This is a genomic window from Pseudomonas sp. Ors-4-3C, from assembly GCF_055755035.1.
In genome coordinates this window covers 4,434,653-4,450,656 of sequence record NZ_CM146900.1, presented here as the reverse complement: position 1 = coordinate 4,450,656, position 16,004 = coordinate 4,434,653, and the positions used below count along the sequence as shown (strand labels likewise).

Genomic DNA, 16,004 nt, shown 5'->3' with positions numbered 1-16,004 from the left:
ACTGCTCCTTGGAAAAAAAGTGTCGCAGTTTATCAACTGACGACCCGCAGCGCTGTACCGCTGAAGAACGCCTGAGCGTTTTCGGTCAATTGGCCGACGATACGCTGCCGCGCTTCGCGACTGCCCCAGGCGTTGTGCGGGGTGACGATCAGCCGCGGAATATCGGCCGCAAGTAGCGGATTGCCGTTGACCGGCGGTTCGACGCTGAGCACATCGGTGGCCGCGCCGCCGAGGTGACCGTTGCGCAAGGCGTCCGCCAGGGCCTGTTCATCGATCAATCCGCCGCGCGCAGTGTTGACCACAAAGGCGCCGGGTTTCATCGATGCCAGCTCGCGGGCGCCGATGAAGTGCCGGGTGTGTTCGTTGAGCGGGCAGTGCAGGGTCAGGGCGTCGATCTGCGGCAGCAGTTCGTCCAGTGGCAGACGATCCGGGCGCGCCGGGCGGCCCGGAATCTGTCCGAGCAATACACGCATGCCGAATGCTTCGGCCAGGCGCGCGACCGCGCCGCCGAGTTCACCGTGACCGAGCAGACCGAGGGTTTTGCCTTCCAGTTCGACAATCGGGTAGTCGAGCAGGCAGAACTGTCTGGCCTGCTGCCAGCGACCCTCGCCGACGGCTTTCTGATAATCCGCCAGGCGGGTGGCGAGGTTGAGCAGCAACATGATCGTGTGCTGCGCCACCGACGGCGTGCCGTAACCCTGACAGTTGCACACGGTGATGCCATGGGCGCGGGCCGCGTCCAGATCGACGTTGTTGGTGCCGGTGGCGGTGATCAGGATCAGTTGCAGATCCGGGTTGGCGGCCATCGCGGCGGCGTCGATGCGGATCTTGTTGGTGATCGCCACGCTGGCACCGTGCAGGCGCTCGCTGACCTGTTCAGGCAAGGTCTGGGCGAACAGTTGCAGATCGCTGAAGCAGGCGCGCAACGGGCTGAGGTCGAGATCGCCGAGATCCAGTGACGGGTGATCGAGGAATACGGCGCGGCGCGGGTTCGTCATCAACTGTACCTTTTGTGCTTGGAACGGAAGGCGTAATCTGCCGAGCCTACCAGATGAAACAAATGGTTACGCACAGCGCCCGCAATACCCTGTGGCGAGGGAGCTTGCTCCCGCTGGGCTGCGAAGCAGACCCAAACCCATTCACCGTACTGTGTCAGGCACACCGGTGTTTCAGGTTTTACGACTGCTGCGCAGCCGAGCGGGAGCAAGCTCCCTCGCCACAGGGTTTGAGCCAGTTGATGAATTGTTTTTACTCATTAAAGAGGAGCCCCCATGTACTGGACCGAGTTCTTGACCGTTGCACTGATCCACCTGTTGGCCGTGGCCAGCCCCGGCCCGGACTTTGCCGTGGTGGTGCGCGAGAGCGTGACCCATGGGCGTCGCGCCGGCACCTGGACCGCGCTGGGTGTGGGCACGGCGATTTTCCTGCACGTGGGCTATTCGCTGCTGGGCATCGGCCTGATCGTGTCGCAGTCGATCGTGCTGTTCAACGCCTTGAAATGGGCTGCAGCGGCGTACCTGCTGTACATCGGCTTCAAGGCTTTGCGCGCGCAGCCGGCGAAAACCGTCACCGATGACTTGCACAAGGAAGCCGGCGTGCGCACCGCGCGCGGCGCCTTCACTTCGGGCTTCGTCACCAACGGCCTGAACCCGAAAGCCACGCTGTTCTTCCTCTCCCTGTTCACCGTGGTGATCAACCCGCACACGCCGCTGGCGGTGCAGGCCGGTTACGGGGTTTATCTGGCGGTCGCGACGGCTGTCTGGTTTTGCCTGGTGGCGATGCTGTTCAGTCAGCAGCGCGTGCGCGCCGGTTTTGCCCGCATGGGCCACTGGTTCGACCGCACCATGGGCGCAGTGCTGATCGCGATCGGCGTGAAACTCGCCTTCACCGAGATGCACTAAGAGCTGAAACCCGATCAAACTGTGGGAGCGAGCTTGCTCGCGAAGGCGTCGGATCAGTCGATATCACAGGTGACTGGAAGATTGCTTTCGCGAGCAAGCTCGCTCCCACAGGGGAGATGGGGAATTCCTACACGAGTTGGCTGAGCTTGCTCAGGGTGTTCAGGTACTCCCGGGGATTTTCTCCAAGCAAACGGCGAAACATCGCGCTGAACGCCCGCGCGCTGCCGTAGCCCAAGTCCCGTGCCACGCTTTGTACGCTGTCCCCGGCGAGCAGGCGCGGCAGGGCTTCCATCAGGCGCAGTTGCTGGCGCCAGGCGTTGAAACTCATCTTCAGTTGTCGCTGGAACAGCCGCGCCAGAGTGCGTGAGCTGGCGCCGACCTGCTGCGCCCAGTCTTCCAGGGTGTTGGGGTGATCGGGGGTGTGCAGCAAGGCCAGGCAGATGTTTTGCAGGCGCCGGTCGGTGGGCATCGGAATGTGCAGCGGCAGGTTTTCCAGGCCGGCCAGTTCTTCCAGCATCAACTGCTGGATCAACGGATTGTCAGCATGCGGCGGGCCCTGCACGGCGCGCAGGATCAACTCGCGCAACAGCGGCGTCACCGCCAGCACGCAGCACTGTTGCAGGCTGGCCGGTGACAGTTCGGGGGCGATGAACAGTGAGCGCATCTGCACATCGCCGGACATGAAAATCTCGTGCGCGACCTGCGGCGGAATCCACACCGCGCGGCTCGGCGGAATCACCCAGGCACCAAGATCGGTGACCACCCGCATGATCCCTCTGACGGCATACAGCAACTGCGCCTCGCGGTGCAGGTGCAGCGGCTGGTGGGCACCGTCCAGATAATCCCGGGGATAGGCACTCACCGGGCCGTGTTCGAAATGGCTGATCAACATGTCGGGTTTGATGACCTGAATGGCAGATATGCGCTTTTTCGCCAACTTAGCATAGGCCGCTCATAACAATCCGCCCACAACACACTCAAGCGTGCTGCCATGAATCAATCCCGAAACGTCATACGCTACGTCAACGCTGCCCATGTGATTGATCACATGTTCATGCTGATTTTTCCCGCCGCCGTGCTCGGCATGACCCAGGCCTTCGGCCTCGACTACGCCGCGCTGATCGGCCTGTCACTGGGTGGCTTCATTGCCTTCGGTGCCTGTTCGCTGCCGGCCGGCTGGCTGGGTGATCACTGGAGCCGGCGGCAGATGATGCTGGTGTTTTTCTTCGGCATCGGCGCCTCGGCGATCTTCACCGGGTTGAGCAGCAGCCCGACGATGCTGGTGATCGGGCTGACCCTGATCGGCATTTTCGCGGCGATCTACCACCCGGTGGGTACCGCGATGCTGGTGGCCTACGCGCAGAACCGTGGCCGGGAAATCGGCATCAACGGCATGTGGGGCAACCTCGGCGTGGCGTTTTCAGCGCTGATCACCGGGTTGCTAGTGGCGCAATTCGGCTGGCGCTCGGCCTTTGTGTTACCGGGCGTGGTGGCGATTGTGCTGGGTATCGGTTTTGCCCTGCAGGTGCGTGAAGAGCCGATCCCGCAGCGTCCGCACACCGTGCTGAAAGGCGCTGCCGGTCAGAAGATTTCGATGCTCATGGTGTTCGGTGTGCTGGCGCTGGCGACGGCCACCGGCGGTGTGGTGTTCAACGCCACCACCATGACCTATCCGAAGCTGTTTCAGGAGCGTTTGCATGACCTGTTCGCCTCGCCGCAAACCCTTGGCGTGGTGGTCAGCCTGGCGTATGCCTTCGGCGCGGTGGCGCAGTTGAGCATCGGGCAGGTGCTGCATCGGGTCAGTCTGAAATGGCCGTTTCTGGTGCTCACGCTGTTTCAGGCACCGCTGTTATACGGCATGGCCCAGGTCGATGGCTGGGCGGTGATCGTGCTTGGAGCGGCGTTCATGTTCGTGGTGTTCGGCCAAGTCACGGTGAACGACTCGATGGTCGCCAATTTCGTTGCACCGCAGTGGCAATCCCGGGTGTTCGCCCTGCGTTACTGCCTGTCGTTCGGCGCCAGCGCAACGGCGATTCCGCTGATTTCCTACGTCGAGCCGCGCCATGGTTTCGTCGGGCTTTACCTGATTCTGGCGGGTTTTGGCGCGTTGACCTTCCTCGCTGCCGTAGCTTTCCCACGCACACCTTCCGAAGCGGCTGTAGGACAAGCCGCCTGAGTGGGGCTGAATACCGGCAAATGCTGGCTCAAAGCTAGCATTTGTACGGCTGTGCAAATCATTCCTTCGGCTGATTTGACTGGGGTATAACGGCTCTAGAGTAACGCTCTCTACGCCAACACCGTGCAGCCAGAAAAGGGATTCATATGTTGCAGACTCGCGTCATTCCCCCGGCCGATGGGGCCTACCAGTATCCATTGCTGATCAAACGGCTGCTGATGTCCGGCGCCCGTTACGAGAAAACCCGCGAGATCATTTACCGAGACCAGTTGCGTTACAGCTATCCGACTCTGATCGAGCGGGTTGCGCGGCTGGCCAATGTGTTGACGGCGGCGGGGGTGAAGGCGGGTGACACCGTGGCGGTGATGGACTGGGACAGCCATCGCTACCTCGAGTGCATGTTTGCTATTCCAATGATCGGCGCGGTGATCCACACGATCAACGTGCGCCTGTCGCCGGAACAGATCCTCTACACCATGAACCACGCCGAGGATCGCTTCGTGCTGGTCAACAGCGAGTTCGTCGGGCTGTATCAGGCCATCGCGCCGCACCTGACCACGGTAAAGAAAACCCTGCTGCTCACCGATCTGCCGGAAAAGACCGCCGAGCTGCCGAATCTGGTCGGCGAGTACGAGCAACTGCTGGCCGCTGCGAGCCCGCAGTACGATTTCCAGGACTTCGACGAGAACTCGGTCGCCACCACCTTCTACACCACTGGCACCACCGGTAACCCGAAAGGTGTGTACTTCACCCATCGGCAACTGGTGCTGCACACCATGGGCGTGTCGACGATCATGGGCGCGATCGACAGCGTGCGCCTGCTCGGCACCAACGATGTGTATATGCCGATCACCCCGATGTTCCATGTGCATGCCTGGGGCCTGCCGTACGTGGCGACCATGCTCGGGCTCAAACAGGTTTACCCGGGGCGTTACGATCCGGAGTTTCTGGTCGAGCTGTGGCGCAAGGAGAAGGTCACGTTCTCCCACTGCGTGCCGACCATCCTGCAAATGCTGCTCAACGCCAAAGGCGCGCAAGGCACGGATTTCGGTGGCTGGAAGATTGTCATCGGTGGCAGTGCGCTCAATCGCACGCTGTATGAGACCGCCAAGGCCCGAGGCATTCAGCTCACGGCGGCGTACGGCATGTCCGAGACCGGGCCATTGGTCTCGTGTGCGCATCTGAACGACGAACTCATGGCTGGCACCGAAGATGAGCGCACCACTTACCGGATCAAGGCCGGTGTGCCGGGGCCGCTGGTGGAAGCGGCGATCGTCGATGGTGACGGCAACTTCCTCCCCGCCGACGGCGAGACTCAGGGCGAACTGGTGCTGCGCGCGCCGTGGCTGACCGAAGGCTATTTCAACGAACCACAGAAGGGCGCCGAACTCTGGGCCGGTGGCTGGCTGCACACCGGGGATGTGGCAACGCTCGATAGCATGGGCGTGATCGACATCCGCGACCGCATCAAGGACGTGATCAAGACCGGCGGCGAGTGGATCTCTTCGCTGGACCTCGAAGACCTGATCAGCCGTCATGTGGCGGTGCGTGAAGTAGCCGTGGTGGGGATTGCCGATCCGCAGTGGGGCGAGCGGCCGTTTGCCCTGCTGGTGATCCGCGAAGGGCACGAGATCGGCGCGCGCGAACTCAAGGAACACCTCAAGCCATTCGTGGAGCTGGGGCACCTGAGCAAGTGGGCGATTCCGAGCCAGATCGCCCTTGTTACGGAAATTCCCAAGACCAGTGTCGGCAAACTCGACAAGAAGCGCATCCGCCTCGACATCACCGAATGGCAGGCCAACAACAGCACCTTCCTCTCGACGCTCTGAGCGTCTGCTGGCGCGCCGAAAACGGCGCGCCAGACCCACCAAGCAAGCGCTTGGCTTGTGAAATCGAAAAAATCAGCCATCCTTGCCGGGCCGACATCTGTCGGACTGGCGAAAGGACTGTTCCAGAGTGGCCGGCAGCTGCAAATCACACTTTAGAGGGATCAAGCAGTAGCACCTGCTGGCTATAGTCCGCTCAAGGATTTTTAAGAACGGGGCACACGCACAAACGGGGCGATGCAATTTTGGAGTGACGTCGGGTGGCTACTGGCTCCCGGTCTTCCAGGCGTTTTTAAAAGTACTCACTGCCATAACAATAATGCACATGGAGTAGCGTCGATGACATCAGTAAACCAGTTCTGGCGCCGGGCTAAACTGCCTCTGGCCGTCAGTCTTGCCTCTACGCTCGCCGGGCCCGCATTCGGCGTCAGTTTCAACGTCGGTGAAATCGAAGGCCAGTTCGATTCCTCGCTCTCCCTGGGCATGAGTGTTTCGACCCAGCAGCCGAACAAGGATCTTATTGGTGTCAACAACGGCGGCAAGGGCTTGTCCCAGACCTCCGACGACGGTCACTTGAACTTCAAGAGCGGGCAAGCCTTCTCGAAGATCTTCAAGGGTATCCATGATCTCGAATTGAAATACGGTGACACCGGGGTCTTCGTCCGGGGCAAATACTGGTACGACTTCGCGCTGCAGAATCAGGACCTGGAATACAAGGACGTCAGCAACCACAACCGCGACGTCGCAGCGCGTTCTTCCGGCGGGCAGATCCTCGACGCCTTCGTCTACCACAACTACTCGATTGCCGATGAGCCGGGTTCGGTACGTCTGGGCAAGCAGGTGGTGAACTGGGGTGAAAGTACCTTCATCGGCGGCGGCATCAACTCGATCAACCCGATCGACGTGTCCGCGTTCCGCCGTCCGGGTGCCGAGATCAAGGAAGGCCTGATTCCGGTCAACATGTTCTACGTGTCCCAGAGCATCACCGAAAACCTCTCGGCCGAAGGTTTCTACCAGATCGACTGGCAGAAGACCGTGACCGACAACTGCGGCACGTTCTTCTCGCAGCCGGACATCGTTACCACTGGTTGCGACGACAACCTGCGGGTGCTGAACAAGCGTTCGACCATTCCGGGTATTGCGCTCGGGCCGTTGGCCAACGCTGGCGTCGACGTCAACGAAGAAGGTGTGCTGGTGCGCCGTTCGCCTAACCGCAACGCACGTGACAGCGGGCAATGGGGTGTTTCCGCCAAGTACATGTTCGACCCGCTGGCCACCGAGTTCGGCGCCTACTTCATGAACTACCACAGCCGTGCGCCGATCTTCAGCGCCACCGGTGCGCCACAGTCGATCTATAACGGCGTCAAGGCATTGCCAGGGCCGTTCCAGGCACTGGGTCCGCTGGTGGTGGCAGGCAACTCGGAATACTTCATCGAATACCCTGAAGACATCCGCCTCTACGGTTTGAGCTTCTCCACTACCCTGCCTACCGGTACGGCGTGGAGCGGTGAGGTCAGCTATCGGCCGAATGCGCCGGTGCAGTTGAACTCCACCGACATTCTGTTCGCCGGCGTACGTCCGCTGGGTGGCGCGTTGACCAATGCGTCGATCCTCAACGGCGTGCCGGGCCAGGATCTGCACGGTTACAACCGTAAGGAAATCACCCAACTGCAAACCACCCTGACGCACTTCTTCGATCAGGTGATGGGCGCCAACCGGCTGACCCTGGTGGGTGAAGTCGGCGTGACCCACGTCGGTGGTCTGGAAAGCAAATCCGAAGCCCGTTACGGCCGCGATCCGGTGTTCGGTCCGGGTGAACTGCCGTCGACCGGCGGCCTCAACACCTGCTCGCAGATCCTCAACACCTCCACCATCAACGGTGCCGGGGCAGGGGCTTCTAACAGCAACGTGGCCAGCAACTGCAACAACGACGGTTTCACCACAGCGACCTCGTGGGGCTATCGCGGTCGGGCAATCTGGGATTACAGCGACGTGTTCGCCGGCGTGAACCTCAAGCCGAACGTGGCCTGGTCCCATGACGTCAAAGGTTACTCGCCTGGCCCTGGCGGCAACTTCGAGGAAGGTCGCAAGGCCGTCAGCCTCGGGCTGGATGCCGAATATCAGAACACCTACACCGCGAGTCTGAACTACACCAACTTCTTTGGTGGTCGCTACAGCACGGTGGATGATCGCGACTTCGTTGCACTCAGCGTTGGCGTGAACTTCTAAGCACAGTTTTTTCAGGACGAACACACATATGAAAATAACAAAGAGTCTGTTCCACGCGGGTGTTCTGGGGCTTTCGCTGCTGGCGACCGGCGTCATGGCGGCAGTGCCTGCTGCCGAAGCCGACAAGCTCGGCAAAAGCCTGACACCCATGGGCGCCGAAATGGCCGGCAACGCCGACGGTTCGATCCCGGCCTGGAAACCGCTGCCGAAGAATGCCGGCACGGTCGACAGCAAGGGCTTCCTGTCAGACCCGTACGCCGGTGAAAAACCACTGTTTACCATCACCGCGCAGAACGTCGAGCAGTACAAGGCCAAGCTTGCTCCAGGCCAGTACGCGATGTTCAAACGTTACCCGGACACCTTCAAGATGCCGGTGTATCCGTCCCATCGTGGTTCGACCGTGCCGGATAGCGTATTCGCCGCGATCAAGAAGAACGCCACGACCACCAATCTGGTCGCCGGCGGCAACGGTCTGGAAAACTTCGACACCGCCGTGCCGTTCCCGATTCCTAAAAGCGGTCTGGAGGTGATCTGGAACCACATCACTCGCTATCGCGGTGGCAGCGTGACCCGTCTGGTGACCCAGGCGACTCCGCAAACCAACGGCTCGTTCAGCCTGGTGTACTTCCAGGACCAGTTCGTGTTCCGCGACAAGATGAAGGACTACGATCCGGCCAACCCTGGCAACATCCTGTTCTACTTCAAGCAGAAAGTGACCGCGCCGGCACGTCTGGCCGGTACCGTGCTGCTGGTGCATGAAACCCTCGATCAGGTGAAAGAACCGCGCAAGGCCTGGGTCTATGCCACTGGCCAGCGCCGTGTCCGTCAGGCGCCACAAGTGTCCTATGACGGCCCGGGTACTGCGGCGGACGGTCTGCGTACTTCCGACAACCTCGACATGTACAACGGTGCACCGGATCGCTACGACTGGGCGCTGGATGGCAAGAAAGAGATCTATATTGCCTCCAACAGCTACAAGATCGATTCGCCAAACCTGAAGTACACCGACATCATCAAGGCCGGTCACATCAACCAGGACCTGACCCGTTACGAGTTGCGTCGTGTCTGGCACGTGGTCGCCACCCTGAAACCGGGTCAGCGCCACATTTATGCCAAACGTGACTTCTACATCGACGAAGACACCTGGCAGGCAGCGGTCATCGACCACTACGACGGTCGCGGTCAGCTGTGGCGTGTGGCCGAGGCGCATGCCGAGGACTACTACGACAAGCAAGTGCCGTGGTACGCGCTGGAAGCCCTGTACGACCTGCAATCGGGTCGCTACCTGGCACTGGGCATGAAGAACGAAGAGAAGCAGGCGTATGACTTCGGGTTCTCTGCCACCAAGAGCGAATTCCAGCCAGGCAACCTGGGCCAGGACGGTATCCGCTAAGCTTTGACCCGAGGCCGCATCCTCGAAAAAACGCCCCGACTGGTTCGGGGCGTTTTTTTGCCCGGCGTAATTGGCTGAACCTTTTTGTAGCCATTTGTAGCAGCAACCTTCATAACCGCTACGTTTAAGGCTAGGCTGCGGACATCTGCTACGCCGCCAACAGCCATTCAAACAAGAGCCGGCCATGACTGATCTGTCCCCGCTTCCGGGTCCTGCAAGCGTTGCCGTCGCGACACTGGACGGACGTTTTTTTCGTCCGCCACTGCCCGACGGCTATGTGTTGCGACCGCGTCTGTGTGAACGCCTGAGCGCCGGGCTCGGTGGACGTCTGTTGCTGGTTTGCGCCCCCGCCGGCTTCGGCAAGAGCTCGCTGGCGGTGGAGTTCTGTCAAAGCCTGCCGGCGCACTGGCAAAGCCTGTGGCTGGGATTGAGCCCGCGGGATAACGATCCGGGGCGCTTTCTAGAGCGCTTGCTGGAAGGGCTGCAGGATTACTTTCCGGATCTGGGCAGTCGCGCGCTCGGCCTGTTGAAGATGCGCCAGCGCCATCAGCCGTTTGCCTTCGAAGAATGGCTCGACGGCTTGCTCGACGAGTTGGCGCTGCAACTGCAACCCACCGCGCCGTTGCTGCTGGTGCTCGATGATTATCATCTCGCCCAAGGCCCGGTGCTTGATCGCTGCCTGCAGTTTTTCCTCAATCATTTGCCCGATGGCTTACTGGTCATGGTCACCAGTCGCCAGCGCCCGGACTGGCATCTGGCGCGCCTGCGCCTGTCGCGGCAACTGCTGGAACTGCATGAACAGGATCTGCGCCTGACCCATGACGAAGCCCTGACCCTGCTTGATCGGCACAGCAGTTCCCTGCGCGGCGAGGCGCTGGAAAACCTGATCCAGCGCAGCGAGGGTTGGGTGGCCGGGCTGCGTTTCTGGTTGCTGGCGGCATCCGAAGCCGGTAGCGAGGCCGCGTTGCCGCAAGCGCTGAACGGCGGGGAAGGGCTGATTCGCGACTACCTGCTGGAAGAAGTCATCGACTGCCTGCCCGCCGAGGTGCAGGCGTTTCTCTACGACACCGCCCCTCAAGAGCGCTTTTGCAGCGAGCTGTGCGACGCGGTGCGCGAAGCCCACGACAGTGCCGAAATCCTGCGGTTTCTGTTGGCTCATCAAGTGTTTCTGGTGCCGTTGGACGAACACGGTCACTGGTATCGCTATCACCATTTGTTTTCCGATCTGCTGCGCAGCCGGCCCGTTGCTCGACCGTTGGTGCCCGCCGCGACGTTACACCTGCGCGCCTGTCGCTGGTTCAATGCGCAAGGCCTGCTCGACGAAGCGGTCGAACAGGCCTTGCGCGCCGGGCATCTCGATGTGGCGGCCAATCTGGTGCAGAACCTGTCCGAGGAACAACTGCTCGCCGAGCAGAACGTCGGCATGCTGCTGCGCTGGAAAATGGACTTGCCCGACAGCCTGCTGATCAGCACGCCACGCTTGATCGTGCTGTACAGCTGGGCGCTGGGGCTGGCCTGTCAGCTTGATGCTGCCGAAGAACTCGCCAGTCATCTCAGCCGTTTTCTGCCGGCACCTTCGGCCACCGCACAGAAATCGATGTTGGCCCAATGGCTGGCGCTCAAGGGCATCATCGCCCGCGGGCGAGGCCATCGCGAGCAGACCATCGAGTATTGCAGCGAAGCGCTGGAAAGCCTGCCGGCCAAGCGCTACGGGCAGCGCCTGATGTGCCTGTCGACCCTGTCCAATCTGGCGATTGCCGACGGTGACCTGTGGCGTGCGCGGGGCCTGAATCGCGAGTCGCTTGAGCTGGCGCAGCGGGTCGGCAATCCGTTGTTCGAAGCCTTGGCGCATTACGACCGGGCGCGGGTCCTGCAATCGCGGGGGGAAATACTGCGCGCCCTGGATGAGGTGCATCAGGGCCTTGATCGTCTGCGCGGGCTGTCGGCGCAACGTCTGTACGCGGTGCGTGCGCGGCTGACGCTGTATGAAGGTTTTCTGCTGTCGATGCGCCTGCAACCGCAGCAGGCCCGAGCCCGATTGCTGAGCGGTCTGGCCGAAGCGCGGGCCTGCCGCGATATCAGCGTATTGATCGGTCACTGCGTGATCGCCCGTCTGGACGGCAGCGCCGGCGAGTTTGCCAAGGCCTTCGCCGAACTCGCTGAAGCCGAGCGCCTGATGCACATCTGGGACGTGCCGCCGATCTACTATCTGGCGATGATCACCCTGGTCAAATGCGAACTGTGGCTGGCGCAGGGCCGTACCGATCTGGCCGAAGCCTGGCTGGCACGTCTGGGGCAGACCTACACCGGCGAACGCGCAGCGGCGCCACCGGAGTTTCATCCTCAGTTGCCGCTGCATGTCGAACTGCAGCAGGCGTTGCTTGATGTGATCAAGGGCCAGCCGATGCTCGCCGAAGGGCGACTGAACGTGCTTCTGGAAAACGGTCAGCAAACCGGACGCCAGTTGCTATGTGTCATGGCGCTGGCGCAGAAGGTCGCCTTGTTGCTGGGCACTGGCCGCGAACCGGAGGCGCGCAAGGCGTTGAGTCAGGCGCTGGAAGCGGCGGCTGGCGGCGTGATACAGCCGTTTGACGCGCTGATCAGAGAATATCCGGACTGGTTACGCAGCCAATTGCACGCCTCACCGGCGTTGGCAGGACAGCCGTTACTGGCGCATTTTCCGCTGGTGGCGACTCGTCCGGTGGTTGAGTCCACCGCTGCCGAACAACTCAGCAGCCGGGAGCTGGCGGTGCTGCGCTTGATTGCTCAAGGCTGTTCCAATCAGGAAATCAGCGAACAACTGTTCATTTCGCTGCATACCGTGAAAACCCATGCGAGTCATATCAACAGCAAGTTGGGGGTCGAGCGGCGTACTCAAGCCGTGGCCCGGGCCAAGGAACTGGGCGTATTGAGCTAGCCACTGGTTTTGACGACCCCAACAAAAACGCCCCGAACCAATCGGGGCGTTTTTGTTGGGGTTCCCGACCTGCGAACAGGTCGGTTACGGTTGTATCAGGCCACCAGATCGTTGGCGCTGAAACTGTTCACACCCACCAGCTGGATCTCGAAGTCCGCACCGGCGTTGCCGCTGACGTTACCCGACAGGATGTGATCAACGAAGCGTACTTGACCTGCGCCGCTGAAGTCGCTGGCACCGATAAAGGTGAAGCCGTTGAAGCCAACAGTCAGCAAGTTGGCATCAAACTTCGTCAGGTCGATCTTGTCGCCTTGCGCACTGCTGAAGTCGGTGATGACGTCACGGTTGGCGCCGATGCCCATCTCATTGACTGCCGAGAACACGAAGGTGTCAGCGCCGGCTCCGCCGGTCAATGTGTCGGTTCCAGCGCCGCCATTTAGCACGTTATTACCGGCATTGCCGATCAAGTTGTTGTTCAGAGCATTGCCGAGAACGGTGAACGGGCTGGTGTTGCCAGGATCCAGTGTGACATTTTCGAGGTTCTGCAGATTACTGTTATTTAGATCAATGACGGTGGTGCCGAAACCTGCGGTGTAGGCGATGTAGAGGGTGTCGGTACCCTCGTTGGCCTGTTCCTGCACCCGTGCCAGCTCACCAAACTGGTCAAGTACATACGTGTCGTTACCTGCGCCGCCGATCATGGTATCCAGACCGCCCATGCCGTTGAGCACGTTGTTGCCTGCATTGCCGATCAGCACGTTATTCAGCTCGTTGCCATTGCCATTGAGGTTGGCACTGCCGCTCAGGATCAGATTCTCCACATTGGCGCCCAGCTGCCAACTCACTGAGGATTGCACGGTATCGATTTCGTTGGGATCGGTACTGGTTTCCAGAACCACATCGTATTGATTGTCCACTATGTAGGTGTCGTTACCGGTACCCCCGATCAGGTTGTCGATACCTGCACCACCATCGAGGACGTTATTGCCTGCGTTGCCGAACAGCGTGTTGTTCTGGGCATTGCCGAGAATGTTGAATGGGCTAGTGTTGGCGGGGTCCAACGTGACGTTTTCGACGTTCAGCAGGTTGGTGCTGTTGAGGTCAATGACGGTGGTGCCGAAACCTGCGGTGTAGGCGATGTAGAGTGTGTCGGTGCCTTCGTTGGTCTGTTCCTGCACCAGTGCCAGCTCACCAAACTGGTCAAGTACGTACGTGTCGTTGCCGGCGCCGCCGATCATGCTGTCAAGGCCGCCCATGCCGTTGAGCACGTTGTTGCCGGCATTGCCGATCAGCACGTTGTTGAGCTCGTTGCCGTTGCCGTTGAGATTGGAATTGCCGGTCAGGGTCAGGTTTTCCAGGTTGGCGCCAAGCTGCCAGCTGACGGATGTGCGAACGGTGTCAATCTCGTTTGGATCGTTGCTGGTTTCCACAACCACATCCAAAGCGTTATCCACGATGTAGGTATCGTTGCCGAAACCGCCGATCATGGTGTCGGCTCCAGCACCGCCATCGAGGATATTGTCGCCGGTGTTACCGACCATATAGTTATTCAGCGCATTACCGGTACCGTTGAGGTTATCGGCACCCAGCAGAGCTAGAACTTCGACGTTGTTGCCCAGGGTGTAGCTGATGGTAGACAGAACCGTATCGATTTCAGTCAGTGAAGATCCTGTCTCGACAACGGTATCGCCGATATTGTCCACATAGTAAGTGTCGTTGCCTGCACCGCCAGCCAAATAGTCGGCGCCGATACCGCCGTCCAGAACGTTATTGCCGATATTGCCGATCAAAACGTTGTTCGATGTATTGCCCAGCACCGTAAATGGTCCGGTGTTGATATTATCGAGCGTGACGTTTTCCACGTTCAGGAGGTTGTTGCGGTTGAGGTCGATGACCGTCGTGCCTGCACCAGCGACGTAGCTGATATAGAGCGTATCGTTGCCTTCATTGGCCTGCTCTTGTACCAGTGCGAGCTCGCCTGCCTGATCCAGGATATAGATGTCGTTTCCTGCGCCACCAATCATGGTGTCCAGGCCGCCCATACCGTTGAGTACATTGTTACCGGCGTTGCCGATCAGAACGTTGTTCTGCGAGTTGCCGTTGCCATTGATGTCGGCAGTGCCAAGAAGCGTCAGATTTTCCAGGTTGGCACCCAACGCGAAATTTACTGCCGAGAGCACGGTATCGATTTCAGTCGGTAGGTTGCTGGTTTCAATCACGGTATCCAGGAGGCTGTCAACGACATAGGTATCGTTGCCCAGCCCACCGATCATGATGTCGGCCCCCGTGCCACCATCCAAAAGGTTGTTGCCTGCGTTGCCTCTCAGAGTGTTGTTCAGGGCATTGCCCGTGCCATTGAGGTTTTCTGCGCCGCCTTGAAGGGTCAAGTTTTCGACGTTGTCACCCAGCGTATAGCTGATGGTAGAGATGACCGTATCGATTTCAGACAAGGAAGTACCGCGCTCTATAACGACATCGCCGGCGTTGTCGACGTAGTAAGTATCGTTGCCTGCGCCACCTTCCATGGTGTCTGCACCACCTCGGCCATTAAGGACATTGTCCAGTGCGTTGCCGATCAGCCAGTCACCGAAATCCGAACCTACGGCGTTTTCGATTTTGGCGCCATACGCAATCCCCAGACCTTCATTGAAAGCGGTATTGGTGGTCAGATTGGTGAACGCTTGGCCAATCTGGCTGTATTGGCCTTCATTGAGGTTGATCCGCACCGAAGCCAGTTGATTGCTTGCGTCAATGGTGTCGTTGCCGCCCGCATCCCAGATTGTTTCAAAAATCTGCTGATTGGGTGCCCAGCTATAGGTGGTGTTGCCGTTCTGCCAGAGGCCGTTTGCACCGTAAAGGGACTGGATTGCCAAAATGTCCAGAACCATGGGCGTTGTTGGCTGGTACGAATAGTTGTCGTTGTAGCTCATGACCGTGTACTTGACGTCATCCAGCAGCGGCTGAATCACCGTCGGATTCAGTGCGCCGGCCGAGAACGGATGCTTGAGGCCGATGGCATGACCGATTTCGTGCACGAAGGTCAGATAGTCGTAAGAGCCCTTCGACGGAAAGAGTTCGTCGGTGGACGGACCGATCCATACATCGCCACCTTTAGGGGTGTTGTCTGGAAGGTATGCCCATGCGGCGGTTTTACTATCCATTCCCGAATAGCCGCCAAACCGCAGATCGCCCACACTGGCAGCGCTTTCGCGGACCATTGTGAAGGTGACGTTGGCAACCGCGCTCCATGTCGAGAGTGCATTGGAAATCGCGGTTTTCTGCCCACTCGAGAGGGAAAATACCGAGTTGTACTCATTGACCGAGCTGTAGGCATTGGCAAAGTACGAAGTGCGCGGAGCAATAATGCTGTAAGTCAGATCAACAGTCGGAGACGAGCCGAATGGAGCCCATTGTGTCCCGGAAATCAGGCTGTTGACGTCTGGGTTGCCTGTAAGGAAGGAGGTGCGGCTATCGGTGTTACCAAGTGGAGAAGGCATACGGGGTTCCTGTTGGGCTGCGACCCTTCCGTAATGCGGTCGCTACAAAAATTTGATTTTGCACG

9 protein-coding genes are annotated in these 16,004 nt (G+C 59.8%); 6 read left to right on the top strand and 3 right to left on the bottom strand.

What is annotated here, in order from left to right:
* Positions 1–32: 32 nt before the first annotated feature.
* Entirely contained in the window at positions 33–998 is a 966-nt protein-coding gene (locus tag ACVHNU_RS19995; protein WP_473018164.1) for a 2-hydroxyacid dehydrogenase, read from the bottom strand.
* Between the two features lie 273 nt (positions 999–1,271).
* On the opposite strand from ACVHNU_RS19995, the gene ACVHNU_RS19990 reads away from it, so the two are divergent.
* Positions 1,272–1,901 (top strand): LysE family translocator, encoded by a 630-nt coding sequence (locus tag ACVHNU_RS19990; RefSeq protein ID WP_003228086.1) that lies wholly within the window; start codon positions 1,272–1,274, stop codon positions 1,899–1,901.
* Positions 1,902–2,028: 127 nt separating this feature from the next.
* On the opposite strand, the gene ACVHNU_RS19985 is transcribed toward ACVHNU_RS19990, so the two are convergent.
* Positions 2,029–2,793 (bottom strand): AraC family transcriptional regulator, encoded by a 765-nt coding sequence (locus ACVHNU_RS19985; RefSeq protein ID WP_103485764.1) that lies wholly within the window; start codon positions 2,791–2,793, stop codon positions 2,029–2,031.
* A gap of 99 nt (positions 2,794–2,892) precedes the next feature.
* On the opposite strand from ACVHNU_RS19985, the gene ACVHNU_RS19980 reads away from it, so the two are divergent.
* The 5 genes from ACVHNU_RS19980 to ACVHNU_RS19960 all read left to right on the top strand — a co-directional run bounded on the left by ACVHNU_RS19980 (position 2,893) and on the right by ACVHNU_RS19960 (position 12,442).
* Positions 2,893–4,077: an MFS transporter gene (locus ACVHNU_RS19980; protein ID WP_473018163.1), complete on the top strand. Its 1,185-nt coding sequence runs from the start codon at positions 2,893–2,895 to the stop codon at positions 4,075–4,077.
* A gap of 146 nt (positions 4,078–4,223) precedes the next feature.
* Positions 4,224–5,906: a fatty acid--CoA ligase gene (locus ACVHNU_RS19975; RefSeq protein WP_103522112.1), complete on the top strand. Its 1,683-nt coding sequence runs from the start codon at positions 4,224–4,226 to the stop codon at positions 5,904–5,906.
* A 336-nt stretch (positions 5,907–6,242) separates the two neighbouring features.
* A complete protein-coding gene (locus ACVHNU_RS19970) occupies positions 6,243–8,132 on the top strand; it encodes a DUF1302 domain-containing protein (RefSeq protein ID WP_473018162.1) in 1,890 nt (629 codons plus the stop codon).
* 28 nt (positions 8,133–8,160) lie between these two features.
* A complete protein-coding gene (locus ACVHNU_RS19965) occupies positions 8,161–9,525 on the top strand; it encodes a DUF1329 domain-containing protein (protein ID WP_003228077.1) in 1,365 nt (454 codons plus the stop codon).
* A gap of 184 nt (positions 9,526–9,709) precedes the next feature.
* Positions 9,710–12,442 (top strand): winged helix-turn-helix domain-containing protein, encoded by a 2,733-nt coding sequence (locus ACVHNU_RS19960; protein ID WP_473018161.1) that lies wholly within the window; start codon positions 9,710–9,712, stop codon positions 12,440–12,442.
* Between the two features lie 95 nt (positions 12,443–12,537).
* Here the strand turns inward: ACVHNU_RS19960 and ACVHNU_RS19955 are convergent, their stop codons facing one another.
* Complete coding sequence (locus ACVHNU_RS19955; RefSeq protein WP_473018160.1) at positions 12,538–15,939, bottom strand: M10 family metallopeptidase C-terminal domain-containing protein; 3,402 nt, start codon at positions 15,937–15,939, stop codon at positions 12,538–12,540.
* Positions 15,940–16,004: the final 65 nt, after the last annotated feature.